This is a genomic window from Limosilactobacillus galli (assembly GCF_947381495.1).
Classification (GTDB): domain Bacteria; phylum Bacillota; class Bacilli; order Lactobacillales; family Lactobacillaceae; genus Limosilactobacillus; species Limosilactobacillus galli.
Genome location: NZ_CANCWK010000037.1, coordinates 1 through 17041, shown reverse-complemented (window position 1 = coordinate 17041; position 17041 = coordinate 1). Strand labels below are relative to the sequence as shown.

The following is a 17041-nucleotide window of genomic DNA, read 5'->3' as shown; positions in this document are numbered from 1 at the left end:
CGCCCTAACGGGCGCTAAAGGGGCCTATCCATCCCATGACTAAAGTCACGGGATTTCCGGCCAAACATCATTAAATTCCACCGCTATAAAATACTTTGCTCAAAAATGTAATATAAAATTACAAAAGCCTAGCCGCTGTAGCTAGACTTTGGGGTGATGTATATTCCGTTGTTTCGGACACTCAAGGCGTATCAAAGTTTTCCAACTATTCCTATAACGACATATCGGTACTCTACATTGTACTTCAAAGTACGGCCAAGACTATTATGTAGATTGAATTATCACCCGGGCTTAAAGTTAGTCAGTATTATAGTGGTTGAGCTTTACCAACGTTTTTTTGCGTTTAGAAGTTTGATCGGACGTCTACGGATCGTTCGGAAGGCACTTGGAATTTATAAGTCGTTAACGACTCATACTTTCCGCTACTCTCATGTCAATAAATTAGCTGGGCTCGGTGCGCCGCTTTATATCATTCAAAATCGCGTTGGATATGCTGACTCAGAAACGACTCGTGACATTTATCTGCACGTAACGCAGATGGTCAAAGGAAAATAAGATAACACCATTTTCCCCTTGTGATCGAAGGGAGGAAGCCACCTATTTGTCACCTTTCAGTGTTTCACAGTGAATCAAATGCCCGTTGTTATCGACATAACGGCATTCATGGCAACTATCGTTTTTTGTGACCCCAGTACTGGAAAAGGTCCGTCCGCAGGGCCCCGTTGTAGAGCTTCCGCCGCTTGGTAGCCTTGGCACCATAGTATTTCTCGAACTCCATATCAGCGGTCAAGATGTACTTGCTCCAAGTGGTGAGCGGCCGGTAGAGGTCTCCCATCTGCCGATAAAGCTCATGAACCGCCGCATGGTCGCTCAGCCGTTCCCCGTACGGCGGGTTGGCAACGATGACCCCGTTGATCTCATCGGTCCGCCAATCCTTGACGGCTAACTGTTTGAACGTGATGTCATGGGTCAGCCCAGCCGCCCGGCAGTTCTCGTCAGCGATGTCGATCATGTTCTGGTCGATATCGTAGCCGTGGATCTCCAACTCAACGTCATAGTCGGCCGCCGCATCGGCCTCGTCGCGGACCTCATCGGACAAGCCATCCGGAGTCAGGTTGACCCATTGTTCACAGATGAAGGAGCGGTTGATCCCCGGCGCGATGTTGTGTCCGTACAGCGCCGCCTCAATTGGGATCGTCCCCGAACCGCAGACCGGGTCAACAAATGGGTTGTCTGGGAACCAGTGGGCTAGCATTACCAGGGCGGCCGCCATGTTTTCCTTGAGTGGAGCACCCCCCTTGTTCTTCCGGTAGCCGCGCTTGAAGAGCCCCTCACCGGTGGTATCCAGCGTTAGCATAACGTGATCCTTATTAATAGCGACTTCCAGCGGATACAGCGCCCCAGTTTCCGGCAGGCGGGTCCGCCGGTGGTAGAAATGACTCAGCCGTTGTACAATCGCCTTTTTCACGATGGCCTGCACACTTGGAACATTGTGCAGCTGGGAATGATGACTCTTCCCCTCCACTGGAAATTGGGCATCCACCGGAAGCAGGTTTTCCCAGGGAAGGTCGTTCGTCCGGTCGAACAGTTCCTCAAAGCTGCGGGCGTCGAACTCGCCGACCACAATCTTGACCCGGTCGGCAGTCCGCAGCCATAGATTGGTGCGCAGGATGTCCTTCATATCCCCCTGATAACGAACCCGGCCATTTTCGACCTGAGTGTCATAGCCCAGGCGCCGCAACTCCTTGCCGACCAGAGCCTCGATACCGGCCGCCGCCGTTGCGATCAATTGATACTTTTCCAAATTAATTTCTCCTTTAATTCACATTGCTACCCAACATTTTACCATAAGAAAACGGCAACGTGATCAGCCATCACGTTCCCGCTACCCAAATTAGTAATTATCTTCCTGCATGGATTCCGGCCAGCCGTCGAGGGCCTGCTTGCGATCAAGTCCCTCCAGCACATGCAGGTCAGCGCTGTCCAATTCAAAGTCGAAGAGCGCGAGGTTCTCCACCATGTGCTTAGGATTCAATGTCTTGGGAATTACCACAATGTCCTCCTGGTTGAGGAAGCGCAGCACAACCTGGGCTGGTGTCCGGTGGTACTTGTCAGCAATCTGAATCAGCTCCGGCGCATCCATGAAGCCCGGTTGGCCCTCGCTAAGCGGAGCATAGGATTCGTGAACAATCTCCCGGCTGGCCAGGAAGGCGTGCATCCGCTTCTGTTGCCAACGAAGGTGGGTTTCAATCTGGTCCACCATCGGGACAACATTTGAATTATCGATGATCTGCTGAACCTGGGCCGCGTTGAAGTTGCTCAGGCCGATCGCCCGTACCTTGCCATCCTAGTAAGCTTCCTCCAGGGCCCGGTAGGTTTCCAGGTCGTTCTCGGTTGGCCAGTGGATCAGGACCAGGTCGAAGTAATCATTGTTGAACCGCCGCAGCGACTCGTCCAGCCCCCGCTTTGTTTCCAGATAACCGCTGGTCTGAACCTTGGTGGTTACAAACACCTGGTCGCGCGGCAGGCCGCTCTCCTGCAGGGCCGCACCGACCCCGTCCTCATTCCCGTAGTACTGAGCCGTGTCAATCAGCCGGTAGCCGGTCCGCAGTGCCTGAAGGACATTGTCCCGGGTCTTAGCAGCCGGAATCTGGTAGGTCCCGTAGCCCACCATCGGCATGATCACATCATTATTTAAGCGTACAGTTTTCATTTATCTCGCTTCCTTATCACCATTAGCAGATAATTTTATTATACTACGATTGTAATTTTAAAAATAAAAAACCCGGACGAATCCGGGTACCTGTTTGCAAGCATCTGTAGGCCATGTTTTGTCGTAGAACCACCACCAGGTAATGATGGTCCCGAGGTAATCATCTATCTCAGAGTAAAAACTCTCCCCTGGAATCACTTCAATTCGTTATCCAAAGCTCCCCTACCGTAGTTTGGGTTTACCGCTTGAGGGGTTTACCGCGTTCCACCAGATCAGTTTCCCGACCTGTATCGTCACTGTGGCACTTTTCAGGAATACTCGGGCATCGCCGAAGCATTAGCCGTTTTTTCCGCCGTCACCGAAGAATCGGTGCCCCGCCTTATTTTTTCAGCGAGCACAAACACTACAGGCATCGCAGCCTGTGCGAGCATGGACCTTCCTAACACAACATAAGCTGTGCTCAATTACCCAAAACTTGCAAATTTATTCAATTTTAAGCGTATCCTATAGCAGGTGAGAATCGTCTTGACCGTTGCCCTCATTGATCTGTGAACCAAAGACCCGCCGTTCAAGGTTAGACAGTCGCTTCAAAATATCCATGTTGGTGGCATTTGAAACCGGCTGCTGGTTGCTGGTATGGGCGCTCATCGTGGAGCCCACCTCAACTTGACGGTTCAGTTCATCAACCTTCGTCCGCAGACGTTCGTTTTCGTTGTTCAGGCGGTCAAGCTCCTTGTTATAAGTGTCGTAGTCCTTGATAACATCGTCCAGGAAGGCATCGACATCAGCCTCATCGTAGCCCTTACCAATGTTCTTTTCCTTAAACTGCTTATGCAAGATATCTTGCGGCGTAAACTTAATGTTATCCAACTCAAACACCTCAATTATTTAGCTATACGTGACACAACAATTATTTTACCAAATTCAGCCGTAAATTCAAGAGTCATTCCTGATTTTCTTCGCGTTGTTCCTCCTGGTACTCGACGGCACTCTCCTGGAGCTCGTCAAAATCGATCAGACTGATTGGATAATTCTCCTGCTCTTGATAGCACTGGGCCTGGCGATAGTCGTACTTCGGCTTGCCCTCATACACCATCAGCATCCCATCCGTATGGGTCAGCATGAAGCGCTGGTAGGTCCACAGCTGCTGCGGCGACTGGTAGGGATGGTCCGTTACCGGCGCCGAAAAATCAACCTTGCTCTTGATCACCGCCAGTTTTTCTTGGTTAGCCTCGTTCCACCGCTGGTCAAAACCTGTGTACGGTTCCATCAGGGCCAACTTGAGCTGGGAATAATCTTCTTTTAACGCCAGACCGCATTCCAAGGCCCAGCGTTCCACCCCCATTTGCGGACCCGCGATCAGCCAGCACTCATCAGTGTCTTCTTCAAGGTAGTTCTTAAGATGATCGGCCAGGACTTTTTTGATGACCTTAACCTTGGGATCGTTGTCCTTAAACACATTTAATTCATAGCTGCGATAGCCGGTTACCCATAGACGTCGCACACCTGCCACCTCCGTAACATTTCTGTATCATTATTTTAACCGACATTCTGGTATAATATAAGGCTAGTTAGGAGAGTGATGCAAAAAATGACTATTCACTATCCCAATGGCCAGCACCCGCGGCAAGCATACCATGCCAACCGTGATTTGCCGACTCCCCACCGATCGATCTACGCCCGGCGAGGAATGTCACTGGAAGATGAAATCAACCATAGCAACCAGTATTACCTGGCCCGTCACATCGCGGTAATCCACAAGAAGCCAACCCCCATCCAGTTGGTGAAGGTCGATTATCCGAAACGAAGTGCGGCTGTAATTCGGGAGGCCTACTTCCGCCGCCCGTCGACTACTGATTACAACGGGATCTACAAGGGCCGCTACATCGATTTTGATGCCAAGGAAACGCGCAATCGCCGTTCCTTCCCTTTGAAGAACTTTCATCCCCACCAGATCAATCACATGCGGGAATGTGCCAAGCAGGGCGGGATTTGTTTTGCCTTCATCAAATTTACCGATCTAGACCTCGTCTACCTATTACCTGCAACAATTCTATTTCATTATTGGGACGAGCGCGATCAGGGTGGCAGCAAATCAATTGCGCTAACTGATATCCAGCGATGGGGATTTCAAATTGAATATCAGCTTAACCCCCGCCTACCATATCTAAAGGCAGTTGACCAGATTATCGCTGCCGAACGCAAAGGAGTTTATCATGACAAGTAATGATCAACCGACTCGTAGTGACCGGCACCGAGCCGACTACGATGACTATGACTACGATGATGAACCGCGACATGGAGGACTTGTCAAGCACATCATCCTCTGGATTCTCGGAATCATCATCTTATTATTCGTTGCAGGGACTGCCCTGTTCTTCTACTACGCTTCGAGTGCACCCCGAATCAGCAGGAGCGAATTAGCTGGGCAGAACACCACGACAATCTATGACGACCAGAACCGGGTTATCTCCCGGCTGGGTGCCCAGAAACGGGAATACGCGACGAGTGGGGAGGTCCCGGATAACCTCAAGCATGCGGTTGTCGCCATTGAAGACCGCCGCTTCTACAAGCACCACGGGGTCGACCCGATTCGGATCATGGGGGCGGCCACGGCCAACATCTTCGGCCGCTCTGCCGGGATGCAGGGTGGTAGTACCCTGACCCAGCAACTGGTCAAGCTCTCGGTCTTCTCAACCGCAGCCTCCGACCGGACCTTCAAGCGCAAGGCCCAGGAAGCCTGGCTTGCCATCAACGTTGAGCGGCACTTCAGCAAGAACCAGATTCTCAATTTTTACATTAATAAGGTTTACATGGGTAACGGGGTCTACGGGATGCAGACCGCCGCACAGTACTACTATGGTAAGGACCTCGACGAATTGGACCTTTCACAACAGGCCCTGCTCGCCGGGATGCCGCAATCGCCTACTTACTACAACCCGCTGTCAAGCAACACCAAGTACGCCACCCAACGGCGTAACGAGGTGCTGAACGCCATGGTCCGCAGCAAGTACATCAGTCAGGCGCAGGCCAACCAGGCAGCCAGTGAAAGCATCACTGACGGTCTCGACCCGGACCACGGGAACACCTCCAACAACGGTACCGGAGTCAAGGAAAAGGTTATCGATGCCTATGTCAAGCAGGTCCTGGCTGATCTGGAAGCCAAGGGCTACAACCCATACAACGACGGTCTGAAGGTACACACCAACCTCGACCTCGATGATCAGGAACACCTTTACGACGCTGCCAACAACTCCGTCTCCTTCCAGAGCGACCAGATGCAGACCGGGGTCGCCGTTACTGACCCGCACAACGGTCAAGTGGTTGCCATGCTTGGCGGTCGGCACACTGGTAATGTGGTCTACGGTCTTAACCGGGCTGTGCAGACCAACCGGAGTTCCGGTTCAACTGCTAAGCCGCTGATGGATTACGGTCCGGCTATTGAATACCTGCAATGGCCAACCTTCAAACGGGTTCAGGATACCCGCTTCGTCTACCCTGGTACCAACAAGGTCCTGCGGGACTTCGATAACCAGTACAAGGGTTCCATGACCATGCGGGAAGCCCTCGTTCAATCACGGAACGTGCCGGCCATCCGGACCCTTCAGGAAGTTGGGATCAAGCGGGCCACCGACTTTGTCAATGGCCTCGGAATCTCGCAAAAGGATCCTTACACCCTGCAGAGCGGGATCGCCCTCTACATCTCACCACTGCAGATCTCCGCTGCCTATGGGGCTTTCGCTAACGGTGGGACCTACTACAGGCCGTACTACATCAGTTCTATCACCACCCAGGATGGCAACGTCAAGCAGTTTAACCCCCAAGGCAAGCGGGCGATGAGCAAGGCCACCGCCTACATGATCACTGAAATGCTCAAAGGTGTCTTCAACGCCTCCGAACAGGGTAGTGCCAGCGATGCTAAGCTCGACGGGGTTAACCAGGCCGGGAAGACTGGGACGACCAACTACCCATCCGGCAGCGGGCATTCCGGTGCCATGGACTCATGGATGGCTGGTTACACTAAGAACTACTCAATTGCTGTTTGGACCGGGTACGATCACCCAATGCAATCGCCAGGGCTCAGTGATCAGGGTACCAAGTCCGCCATCCTCCTATACCGGGACCTGATGGACTACCTCGACAGTCAGAACCACGCAAGCAATTGGTCAATGCCGGACACGGTGGAAGCCGTCCGGGTCAACGGCAAGCGGCAGTTTGTCATCAAGGACTCCAAGTGGGCCCTTGAATACGCCGCTGATGATAGTGACGACGATAGCGATCAGGATACCAGCAGTTCCTCATCCGCATCCAGTTCCAGCCGGAGCGAATCCAGCAGCGAACGGGATAGTGAGAACAGCAGCAGCCGTACCGAGGAATCTTCCTCATCCCGGACTGCTTCCTCTGCTTCAGCATCATCAGCAAGCAGCTCTAGTGCACCGGCAGCCTCATCCAGTTCTGCTTCCACACCAGCACCGGCTCAATCATCTGGTAATGGCAACGGTAATGGTCAATAATCAAAAGTAAAATAGCACTCCGTCAACTACTGTTGGTGGGTACTACAAAAGCCTCTCACATTGCGTGGGAGGCTTCTTCTTTCTAGATATTGTACCTACTTTGAAGTTTTCGGATGAGCCTATGACAAGGCCAAACAAAAAGCGCTGAATTCCATTCATCAGCAATTGGGATTCAGCGCTTTTTCATTATGTTCAATTATCAGCTTAAATTCCTTTGAGCTTCCGCCGACGTCCTTCCTGCAGGATGTAGATGGCCAGGATAACCAGGATGATCCCCAGGATCTCCACCCAGTTCAGGATCAGGTGGAAGAAGATCACACTCAGAATCGAGGTAACAATCGGCTGCAGGGCGTCCATGATACTGACAACGTCCGATGGAGCATACTTAGTCGCTTCCATCAGCAGGCCAAACGGCAGGATCGTCCCGAACAGGACCACCGTGCTAACTGAGGCTACCAGGGTTGTCGAGATCTGCGGCGGGTTTACCCAGAATGGCCGGTAGAGGTTGAAGAGAATCCCGGCGATCATGGTTCCCCAGCCCAGGACAACAATTGGCGGGTTCTTCTCCGCGGCCTTTTGCGGCAGTACCACGTAGAAGGCCGCCGTGATCCCAGAGCCAATTCCCCAGAGGAGAGAGTCAAACGGGATCGCCAGCTTGGTGATGTTCCCCCGCGTGATGCTCAACACCACTCCGACCAGGGCAATGATAAAGGCGATAATGTCACTACGGAACGGCCGCCGGTGCAGGAAGACAACCCCGCCGAGGACGATGAACAGCGGTGACAGGTATTGCAGAATCGTGGCGGCCGAGGCGTTCCCCCGCTGGATAGCGTAGTAGAAGGTCAGCAGGTTGGCCATCAGACCGAAGATCGCGTAGGTCACTACGGAAATGGTCGTGGCCCGGGTCTGGAAGACGTTAAAGATGCGCTTACCGTACATGAAAGCACTAATCACCAGCAGGATCACTCCCGTAACCAGCGTCCGTACAGAGAGCATCCAGGTGGCAGGAATTGCCAGGTTTTGTGAAATCAGCTGGAGGACGGTTCCGGAGATTCCCCACATGGTCGATGCCAGTGCTGCAATCCCGATCCCCCTCATGACGTGTCGAGACGAAGTATTATCCATTTTTGATCATTCCTTTCTGATTATTCCCCAAGCTTATAAATTGGGATCTTGGGGCCCGCTGGCCGCGATTGGTCCTCACGACGGCTATCGTTCTGCCCCTCGCGGCGATTTTCAAACTGCCGCTCATGTTCTTCAATGTCATGCTTGGTCCGTAACCCCTGATGGTCCCAGCTCTGGAGGATTCGCTCCATGTATTTGAGATTCAGGGCACTATTCATCACTGCCTGCCGAAGGGCCAATTCAATCATTGCCGCCGAATAATTATCCTTATCCAGCCAGTCATTGACAATCTGCAGCTCCATCGACGACAGGGGCCGGCCAAATTCGCTCTCCAGCTTGGCAAAGACCTGCTGGCGATTGTTCTGGGTCTCTTCCTCCTGCGCCGCCGCGGTCGCCTGGTCTTCCAGGAGCGCCAGTTTGTTCAGCAGGGGGGTAAAGTCGTAGATGGCATCCTCCTTACCGTCAGGCAGCTTGCGCATCCCCTGCTTCACCAGCTTGTTGGTCATCATCTGGTGGAGCTGGTTGAAAACCTGATTCTCCGAGGTGCCAAGGTTCTTGGCAATTACCCGGACATCCGGATTCATTGTTCCCCGGTCCTGGTAAGACTTAAACTGCAGGTATAAGACCAGTTGGGCCGTCGTCATGCCAATCTGCTTGTAGCGATGCACCAGCAGGTTGCTGATCGTTGTCTGCCCCGCCCGAACGTAGCGCTGCAGGGGTGTCTCTTCAGTCACGCTTATCACCATTCCCTTCTTGACAAACTAAGAGAGGAATCATAACCAAGGTTACAACTCCTCTGCGCTTAAAATTACAGGTTATTGATATTTTGAATATAGCGGCCACTCTTGAAGCTGATCAGATCGTAACACAGGCTTCCCTTGTGGTTGCGGTAGGTAACTTCCCACACCACCTTGTCGTTAAAGACACCAGGAGCTACCTTCAGGATTTCAGCGGGGTGGCGAGTTGATGTTACCATCGCCCGTACCTGCTGTTCACTGACTCCCGAATGCTGCTTAACCACCCGGATGTTGCCGCCGTGTTGCGGAACAATCACGAGGATCGGTTGGTTATCCTGGTTTCTGCCAGCTACTGTATAGTAGGTGCTTTCCCGATTAAAGATGTAGAAACGCCCTGGGCTATGCAGGTGGGCATACTTCTCGGCCATCGAGATGGTCTGCCGGCGAGCAGCGGCCCGGGGCTGGTTAGCAACCGCATAAACACTCCACCCCAGCAGAAGCAGTACCAAGATAGTAAGTAGGACATTTCGAATCGTGCGCAGCGCCGAGCCTCGACTCTGTTCACGCTGCACTTCGCGTCGACTTTGCATGTAATTATTCCCTTCTTACGTCTGACGAACGATTCGTCAACAATCATGTTAATCTTTTTGATTATACCAAAAAATTCAGTCCTGCGGGTCCTGATGATTCTTTTTTATAAAATTATTTGCCTCTTCCACCAGTTGATCCGTCGGCAAGGCCTTGATCGGCAGGTCCTTCGGGAAACTCTTCAGAATAGTTTCTCCATAGCGCCGACTGTGCAAGCGCGAGTCCAGAATGGCTGCCACCCCGCAGTCGTCAGCTGTCCGAATCAGGCGGCCGATTCCCTGACGCAGGCGCATTGTGGCCTTAGGCAAAGCCGCACTGTAGAAGGGGTTGCGCCCCTGCCGCTTGAGCAGGTCGTTGTAGGCCCGGGTCATGACCTCGTCCGGCGCATCGAATGGCAACCGGGTGATGATCAGGAGCTCCAGGGCAGTCTTTGGAAGGTCAACGCCCTCCCAGAAACTGGAAGCCCCGAGGAGAACCGCATTCTTGCCATTGGCAAATTGCTTCAATAGTTTCTCCCGACCGCCGGTGATTCCCTGAGCTAAGATATCACGCTGGTCAAAGAGGTCGGTCTCCCGCAGCTGGCTGTAAACCTGCTCGATCATTACCAGCGAATTGAAGAGAATCATCGTCTGGCAATTGGTCTTCTTAGTCAGCTGGTAGATCGTCTTGCTCAGGTAACGAACGTACTCGGCGTTGTTCTTGGCATTAGGCACCGGCGCGTCCTTCGCAATCAGCACCCGGGCGTGTTTTTGATAGTCAAACGGCGAGGCAAAGCGCTTGGCCAGGGTTGATTGCCGATCCAGGTCCAGCTGCTGGTAAAGATAGTGGGACCGGCTGGACGAGAAGAGCGTGGCCCCCACGAACAGCGGCTGGGCAAAGTACGGGTAGACATTCTCCGTCAGGTAGTGGTTAGCCTCCAGCAGGCCCCCGCTCAGCCGCATCGCGCTGTACTCACTGGATTGCCGGATGGTGAGCCAGAAGGCCGCTGAATTGCCCCGGTTGCGCAGGGTTTCGTTGTACTTATTCAAGGTCGCATCGGCAGCGGTCAGCTTCGCCATCTGGCTCTGAAACTGGCTCATCAGGTAACGGTCACTCGACAGCCACCGTTCCGCTTGCTGGGTGAAGATGTGCTGGAGGGCGGAAAAATGCAGCTGAACACTCCCCAGGGCCTGCTCTAGCTCCATCATTACCGGGCCGCTGACGTCGAGAAGCTGTTGAAGCTGCTGGTTGTCCAGCTCCTGTTCAATCAATTCGTTCTCCCCACCAGCCGTTGACTGTTGGATGAATTGCCGGTAGAGGGCCTGCTGAAAACGATTGAGAGCCTCCTCAATATTGGTCAGGTCCCCCCGCAGGAGTTCCACGTTATAGCTGGCCAGGGCGTGATCCGCAAAGATATCGTTCAGGTTGCGGTCCTCCCCATTACCGACCAGACCGGCGAGAACGTGGATCGCCGTCCGCAGGTGTGGGAAGTCAAAGCTGCGCCGCGACCGCCGCAGGATGCTCTCACTGAGGTGCTGGGCCTCATCGACCACCAGGTATGGCCGCCGGGTGCCATCCCCCAGCTCCTGGGCGTGAGCAACGAGGTAGGCGTGGTTGGTGATCACAATGTTGGCCTGCTTCAGTCGCTTGTTACGGCGGACAAGAAAATCGTCGTTGTAGAGACCGCCCGCTGGATTGAGGCTCTTGACCCCGTGGTGGCGGATCTCAGTGAAGTACGGTGACTGCTGGCTGGTGAGGTTGAGTTCGTCCAGGTCGCCGCTGGTGGTGGAAAGCAGCCAGACCAGGAGCCGGGCCTTGAGGAGTTGAACCAGTTTGGAATCCTCCACCACACTCAGGGAATGGGCAAACTTGGCCAGGTCCAGGTAGTGGTCGTTTCCCTTCACCACCACGGCATTCATCTTAAACGGCAGGACCGTGTTGAGCTGCTGAACCGCCTGCTGAGCAATCTGCTGTTGCAGAAGATTAGTAGCAGTACTGATGACAATTCGCCGGTCGGGATGGGCAGCGTAGCTTAACGGCAACAGGTAGCCGAGGGTCTTTCCGCTCCCCGTCCCCGCTTCGACGATCATGCTCTTGGGCTCGTCGTGGGTATAGTTATTATAGATGCTGTTCATCATCTTGGACTGAACCGGCCGGACAGTCAGGTGGTCACCGTAAAGCTTGGCCTTCCCCTGCTTGGTCGATGGGTAGCGCGGCGTGGTTGTCGTCTTGTCCACCGTCAGCGGTCGTTGCTTATGGAGGACCAAGCCATGGCTGACATAAAGATTCCCAGGCAGCGGTTGGGGATGGTCGACCCGCCGCTCCAGTTCCTTTTCGAAAACTTCAGCCGTCCGCTGCGGCAGGGCCAGTTTCAACTCTACAATTCTTTCCAGGGTCAGGGTCGGCAGCCGGTGCACCCGATCAAGGAGGTCAATCAACAGCTGGGCGGTCGCCTCTGCATCGGAAACCGCACTGTGCGGATGATCGTGTTCAATCTTCAATGAGCCGGTCAGGTCCCGCAACCGGAAGCTCTGGGCAGTCGGCAGCAGAATCTGGCTCATTGTCACCGTATCGATTGCGGGGATGTCCAGCTGCGGGTAGCCCGCCCGCTCCAATTCTGCATTGAGAAATGGAAAATCAAAGTTGACGTTGTGGGCCACGAAGATTGTCCCCGCCAGCAAGCTGTAGATTGTCCCGGCAACGTCCTCAAAGAGCGGGGCCCGGCGGACATCCTGGTTATGGATCCCGGTCAGCTGGACAATCGCGTGCGGGATCTTCTCCCGCGGGTTGACCTTAGTCTCAAAACGATTGATGACCTGGCCATCTTGAACCAGTACACAACCGATCTGGATGATCCGATCACCATGGTTGACGTTGGTCCCGGTCGTCTCCAGGTCCACCACGGCGTAGATTGGCGCCTGCTTATCGCGTTTCTTGCGGCGCGTTTGTTTATTTTTACTCACATTATCACCGAATCTCTTCAATAATTTATACCCTATATAATACACCATCTGCCAAATGTTTGTCTTTTTCAACGGTCAGCGAATAATCGCCAAATATTTAGATTTAGTAACAAGTGCGGGTCGCCCCTTTTCTAATAATCAATTTTAAGTTATGATGAAGAATGGAATTTTTGAGAAGAAAGTAGGTTACGATGGTGAAAGAACAAGGGATTGGCACGAGCCACGCGAAAATCATCTTAATGGGGGAGCACAGCGTCGTGTACGGACAACCGGCAATCGCCCTGCCCCTTCCCGATGTTAAGCTGACGGTCACCCTGACACCTAGTGACCAGGGGCAGACGGTAACGAGCCGCTACTTCACTGGCGACTGGCACGACCTGCCTCCAGTCATGCAAGGGGTGCGGCAGCTGATTGCCACACTGGTCGAGCACTTTGACGGAAACGCTGACTACTGGCACTTAAACATCGACAGCCAGCTTCCTGCCGAGCGTGGAATGGGTTCCTCTGCGGCAACGGCCGTAGCCATTGTCCGCGCCTTTTTCGACTATTACGATACCCCGCTCAGCCGGCACGAGCTACTGGCATTGGCCGATGTTGAGGAGCAGATTACCCACCGCAGTCCATCCGGTTTGGATGCGGCAACGGTCAGTTCCAAGACACCGCTCTATTATATTAAGGGCCATGAGGGAACCCCGATTCCAATGAACCTGCAGGCAACGATGGTGATTGCCGATACTGGTGTCAAAGGGGCTACTAAGGAGGCCATCATGGCGGTTCAGGAATTGCTCAAGGCAGATCACGAGCACGCCCAGACCCACATCGAGCATCTGGGACAATTGGTTGACAACAGTCGGCAGTTCCTGGCCAAGGGGGAAGTTTTCAAGTTAGGTACAACGTTAAACGCTGCCCAGCAGGATCTTCAGGCCCTCCAGGTCAGTGACGACCAGCTCGACCACCTGATCAACGTAGCCATCCATCACGGTGCCCTGGGGGCTAAGCTGACCGGCGGCGGTCGCGGCGGTTGCATGTTTGCCATCACCCGGACCGCTCTGGGGGCCCGTAAGCTGGCTGCTATTCTTAAAGACAACGGCGCGCGGCAAACCTGGATTCAACCACTAGATACGACACGAGGTGAAAACTAATGGCAACGGCCAAAGCACATACTAATATTGCCCTGGTCAAGTATTGGGGGAAGAAGGACCAGGATCTGATTATCCCACAGACGGACAGTCTTTCAATGACCCTCGACGAGTTCTACACCACTACCCGCGTCGTCTTCGATCCAGCACTTACGGCCGAACAGATCAAGGTCAATGACCAGCCGGTAACCGGCAAGGGCGCCGAACGGATCACCAAGTTCTTAGATATTGTCCGTCAAATGAGCGGTCGTCAAGACTTTGCCCGGGTTGATTCGCATAATCACGTGCCGACCGCAGCCGGGCTGGCCTCGTCCGCCTCGGCCTTCGCTGCCCTGGCCGGGGCCGCTAGCCGGGCTGCAGGACTGCAGCTCAGTCGCCGCGACCTTTCGCGGCTGGCTCGCCGTGGCTCAGGTTCAGCGACCCGATCGATCTACGGCGGTCTGGTCGAATGGCACCGGGGGCATGACGATGCCACTTCATACGCTGAGCCGATCATGGAAAAGCTCGACTTCGGTCTGGAGATGCTGGCCATCATGATCAACACGGGCCGCAAGAAGATTTCCAGCCGGCATGGGATGCAATCCAGCGTGATCACTTCACCCTACTACGCCAGCTGGAAAGAAGTGGTCGCTAACGACATGGAAACCATGAAGGCTGCGATCCAAGCCAAGGACATTCCCGCCATCGGTCACATTGCCGAGGAGAACGCCCTGCGGATGCACGCCCTGACCCTTTCCGCGGATCCGGGCTATACCTACTTCAATAATGAAACCCTGACGGCCATTCAGGCTGTTCGGCAGCTACGCGATCAGGGAATTAACTGTTACTTTACAATGGATGCAGGCCCCAACGTCAAGGTCATCTACGACCGGCGCGATCGGGAACGAATCGTCGACGGGCTTGCGCAAACCTTTGCACCGGAGCGACTGGTCGTTTCACCGGCCGGACCGGGGATTGAAATTTGGGATGAAAACAACTGATTAATTATAGGGGGACAATTGAACTTTGATTACTGAAAAAGCGCCTGGGAAGTTGTACATTGCTGGTGAATACGCGGTCGTCGAGAATGGCTACCCAGCCATCCTGGTGGCCCTCGACCAGTTCGTCACCTGCACGATCAAGGACAGTGCTCGTGAGGTTGGCCAGATCATCAGCCAGCAATACACCAACGACCAGCTGAACTGGCGACGGATGGGTGACCGGATGGTGGTCGATAAGCGGGATAACCCGTTCTCGTACATTCTCTCGGCCATCCGGATCACGGAGGAGTACGCCCGGAGTTTTGAACGGGAGCTGCGGATCTACGACATGCAGATCGATAGCCAATTGGATAGTGCCAACGGCCGGAAATACGGTCTGGGCTCCTCTGCAGCCGTCACAGTTGCGACTGTCAAGGCCCTCTGCCACTACTACCACCTGCCCGTCACCAAGGACGAGATCTTCAAACTGGCAGCCATTGCCCACTTCGAAGTCCAGGGCAATGGGTCCCTGGGTGACGTGGCGGCCTCAGTTTACGGCGGCTGGATCTCCTACCACTCCTTTGACCGGCAGTGGCTGGCCCAGCAGCGCAAGTATCTCGACCTGAAGAGCCTGATCGACCTCCCCTGGCCAGACCTCAAGATTGAATCCCTCAAGGCACCGGAAAACCTGGAACTTCTGATCGGCTGGACCGGAAAGCCAGCTTCAACCTCCCAGCTGGTTGACAAGATCTCTCTCTTCAAAGCGCGCCAGCAGGACGAATATCACCGCTTCTTGGAAGACAGCCGGGCCTGCATCCAGCGCATGGTAGAAGGCTTCCACCAGCAGGACCTCGACACTATTAAGCGGGAAATCCGCTTTAACCGGCACCTGCTCAAGCAGCTCGGTACCAACTCTGGCGTCGATATTGAAACGCCGGTCCTCAACCGGCTCTGCCAGATTGCGGAGCACTTCGGCGGTGCGGCCAAAACTTCCGGGGCCGGCGGTGGTGACTGCGGGATCGTGGCCATTGACCGGAGCGCCGACTTCAAGGCCGTGCTCAAGTCATGGACCAAGGAGAAGATCGAGCAGCTTCCCCTCTCCGTCCACTTCATCGACGACATCAAGTACACCGTGCAGGAACACCTGCCATTAATCTAAAAGCATTAAGCGGCAATGACAATTCAGTTTGCCACGGCCCCTTTTTAGGAGGGATAAGAAATGGAGTCACAACAAGCCCATCGTAAGAATGAGCACCTATCACTCGCCACGGCGACCTACCAGCGCGCCCACCAACACCACTACTTCGACCAGGTCCGTCTGATCCACGACGCCCTGCCCGAGATGGCGGTTAAAGACGTTGACCACCATGTTCAGCTGGCAGATAACCTCCGACTGGAGTGGCCATTCTACCTGGAGGCAATGACCGGGGGCAGCAACCAAGCGGCCAAGATTAATCGTATCCTAGCACGGCTTGCCCGCAAACACCATCTGGCCATGGCTACTGGCTCCCTCAGTGTCGCCCTCAAGGAACCGGCAACGCAGGCTTCGTTTACAGTGGTCCGGGAAGAGAACCCTGATGGGATCGTGATCGCCAACCTCGGGGCGGACGCCAGCCTGGTGAATGCCAAAGCCGCCATCAAGATTCTCGGTGCCAATGCCCTAGAACTCCACCTAAACGCCGCCCAGGAACTCGTGATGCCGGAGGGCGATCGTGACTTCCACTGGCTGGATAACATCGCTAAACTGGTGGATCAGCTTGATGTTCCCGTGATCGTCAAGGAGGTGGGTTTCGGGATGAGCAAGGCCACCATTGACCGGCTCCATAATGCTGGAGCCCAGTTAATCAACGTCAGCGGCCGGGGCGGTACTAATTTCGCCATGATTGAGGACCGGCGCAACCACGAGCTCGACCTGGATGACCTGGCAAATTGGGGCCAGACTACTCCGGAAGCCCTTCTCGAGGCTCGCGGAAGCAAGGCTGCCATCATCGCTTCCGGCGGGATTATCTGCCCTCTCGATGTCATCAAGGCCGGGGCCCTCGGTGCTCAGGCCGTCGGAGTGGCTGGCTACTTCCTTAACGTCCTGATCCATGACGGGGCAGCCGCTCTAGATGAGGTCCTGATGGAATGGCAGGCGGAAATTCCGCGCCTGTTGACCCTCCTTGGCTGTCGTAACTTCGGTGACCTGTCAAAGATTTCCTTTGTACTACAAGGGAATCTTTACAGTTACGCCCAGCAACGACACCTCATTTAATGATGTTTGGCCGGAAATCCCGTGACTTTAGTCATGGGATGGATAGGCCCCTTTAGCGCCCGTTAGGGCG

At 54.3% G+C, this 17041-nt stretch carries 14 protein-coding genes, 1 other RNA gene and 1 pseudogene; 7 read left to right on the top strand and 9 right to left on the bottom strand.

The features are described 5' to 3' along the window. Positions 1–156: 156 nt before the first annotated feature. Positions 157–555, top strand: coding sequence for a tyrosine-type recombinase/integrase (locus QOS10_RS07355; RefSeq protein WP_283594807.1), 399 nt, complete (start codon positions 157–159; stop codon positions 553–555). Positions 556–670: 115 nt separating this feature from the next. Here the strand turns inward: QOS10_RS07355 and QOS10_RS07350 are convergent, their stop codons facing one another. The 5 genes and pseudogenes from QOS10_RS07350 to QOS10_RS07330 all read right to left on the bottom strand — a co-directional run bounded on the left by QOS10_RS07350 (position 671) and on the right by QOS10_RS07330 (position 4217). Then, positions 671–1804 (bottom strand): THUMP domain-containing class I SAM-dependent RNA methyltransferase, encoded by a 1134-nt coding sequence (locus tag QOS10_RS07350; protein WP_283594805.1) that lies wholly within the window; start codon positions 1802–1804, stop codon positions 671–673. A 90-nt stretch (positions 1805–1894) separates the two neighbouring features. Continuing rightward, a pseudogene (locus QOS10_RS07345) lies at positions 1895–2713 on the bottom strand (aldo/keto reductase). 102 nt (positions 2714–2815) lie between these two features. Beyond that, positions 2816–3189: RNase P RNA component class B (gene rnpB / locus QOS10_RS07340), an RNA gene on the bottom strand. 28 nt (positions 3190–3217) lie between these two features. Continuing rightward, positions 3218–3583 carry a cell division regulator GpsB gene (gene gpsB / locus QOS10_RS07335; protein ID WP_283594804.1) on the bottom strand — a complete coding sequence of 122 codons (366 nt, stop codon included), beginning with the start codon at positions 3581–3583 and terminating at the stop codon, positions 3218–3220. A gap of 73 nt (positions 3584–3656) precedes the next feature. Next, on the bottom strand, positions 3657–4217 hold the full coding sequence (locus tag QOS10_RS07330) for a DUF1273 domain-containing protein (protein WP_283594803.1): 561 nt from the start codon (positions 4215–4217) through the stop codon (positions 3657–3659). A gap of 87 nt (positions 4218–4304) precedes the next feature. On the opposite strand from QOS10_RS07330, the gene recU reads away from it, so the two are divergent. Then, positions 4305–4940, top strand: a complete 636-nt coding sequence (gene recU, locus QOS10_RS07325) for a Holliday junction resolvase RecU (RefSeq protein WP_283594800.1) — start codon at positions 4305–4307, stop codon at positions 4938–4940. Next, positions 4930–7227 carry a PBP1A family penicillin-binding protein gene (locus QOS10_RS07320; protein WP_283594798.1) on the top strand — a complete coding sequence of 766 codons (2298 nt, stop codon included), beginning with the start codon at positions 4930–4932 and terminating at the stop codon, positions 7225–7227. The genes recU and QOS10_RS07320 overlap by 11 nt, the downstream gene beginning before the upstream one ends. Before the next feature lie 204 nt (positions 7228–7431). Here the strand turns inward: QOS10_RS07320 and QOS10_RS07315 are convergent, their stop codons facing one another. The 4 genes from QOS10_RS07315 to QOS10_RS07300 all read right to left on the bottom strand — a co-directional run bounded on the left by QOS10_RS07315 (position 7432) and on the right by QOS10_RS07300 (position 12667). Next, on the bottom strand, positions 7432–8352 hold the full coding sequence (locus tag QOS10_RS07315; RefSeq protein ID WP_283594797.1) for a DMT family transporter: 921 nt from the start codon (positions 8350–8352) through the stop codon (positions 7432–7434). A gap of 20 nt (positions 8353–8372) precedes the next feature. Next, a complete protein-coding gene (locus QOS10_RS07310) occupies positions 8373–9086 on the bottom strand; it encodes a DnaD domain protein (protein ID WP_283594796.1) in 714 nt (237 codons plus the stop codon). Positions 9087–9160: 74 nt separating this feature from the next. Beyond that, positions 9161–9679 (bottom strand): cell wall elongation regulator TseB-like domain-containing protein, encoded by a 519-nt coding sequence (locus tag QOS10_RS07305; RefSeq protein ID WP_283594795.1) that lies wholly within the window; start codon positions 9677–9679, stop codon positions 9161–9163. Positions 9680–9754: 75 nt separating this feature from the next. After that, positions 9755–12667 (bottom strand): helicase C-terminal domain-containing protein, encoded by a 2913-nt coding sequence (locus QOS10_RS07300; protein WP_283594794.1) that lies wholly within the window; start codon positions 12665–12667, stop codon positions 9755–9757. Between the two features lie 143 nt (positions 12668–12810). Here QOS10_RS07300 and mvk point away from each other — a divergent pair, with 143 nt between their 5' ends. Genes mvk through fni form a run of 4 tightly spaced genes read left to right on the top strand, consistent with a single transcriptional unit; the run spans position 12811 to position 16971 of the window. Next, positions 12811–13761 (top strand): mevalonate kinase, encoded by a 951-nt coding sequence (mvk, locus tag QOS10_RS07295; protein ID WP_283594791.1) that lies wholly within the window; start codon positions 12811–12813, stop codon positions 13759–13761. Continuing rightward, a complete protein-coding gene (gene mvaD, locus QOS10_RS07290) occupies positions 13761–14738 on the top strand; it encodes a diphosphomevalonate decarboxylase (RefSeq protein ID WP_283594790.1) in 978 nt (325 codons plus the stop codon). The genes mvk and mvaD overlap by 1 nt, the downstream gene beginning before the upstream one ends. A gap of 25 nt (positions 14739–14763) precedes the next feature. Then, a complete protein-coding gene (locus QOS10_RS07285; RefSeq protein ID WP_283594788.1) occupies positions 14764–15876 on the top strand; it encodes a phosphomevalonate kinase in 1113 nt (370 codons plus the stop codon). Between the two features lie 60 nt (positions 15877–15936). Further along, positions 15937–16971, top strand: a complete 1035-nt coding sequence (gene fni / locus QOS10_RS07280; RefSeq protein WP_283594787.1) for a type 2 isopentenyl-diphosphate Delta-isomerase — start codon at positions 15937–15939, stop codon at positions 16969–16971. Positions 16972–17041: the final 70 nt, after the last annotated feature.

What these genes read in the sequence shown, in the direction of transcription:
- recU (WP_283594800.1), top strand. Translation starts at nt 4,305, where the DNA reads ATGACTATTCACTATCCCAATGGCCAGCACCCGCGGCAAGCATACCAT.
- QOS10_RS07300 (WP_283594794.1), bottom strand. Translation starts at nt 12,667, where the DNA reads ATGGTGTATTATATAGGGTATAAATTATTGAAGAGATTCGGTGATAAT.
- mvk (WP_283594791.1), top strand. Translation starts at nt 12,811, where the DNA reads ATGGTGAAAGAACAAGGGATTGGCACGAGCCACGCGAAAATCATCTTA.
- QOS10_RS07320 (WP_283594798.1), top strand. Translation starts at nt 4,930, where the DNA reads ATGACAAGTAATGATCAACCGACTCGTAGTGACCGGCACCGAGCCGAC.
- QOS10_RS07305 (WP_283594795.1), bottom strand. Translation starts at nt 9,679, where the DNA reads ATGCAAAGTCGACGCGAAGTGCAGCGTGAACAGAGTCGAGGCTCGGCG.
- QOS10_RS07315 (WP_283594797.1), bottom strand. Translation starts at nt 8,352, where the DNA reads ATGGATAATACTTCGTCTCGACACGTCATGAGGGGGATCGGGATTGCA.
- QOS10_RS07355 (WP_283594807.1), top strand. Translation starts at nt 157, where the DNA reads ATGTATATTCCGTTGTTTCGGACACTCAAGGCGTATCAAAGTTTTCCA.
- mvaD (WP_283594790.1), top strand. Translation starts at nt 13,761, where the DNA reads ATGGCAACGGCCAAAGCACATACTAATATTGCCCTGGTCAAGTATTGG.
- fni (WP_283594787.1), top strand. Translation starts at nt 15,937, where the DNA reads ATGGAGTCACAACAAGCCCATCGTAAGAATGAGCACCTATCACTCGCC.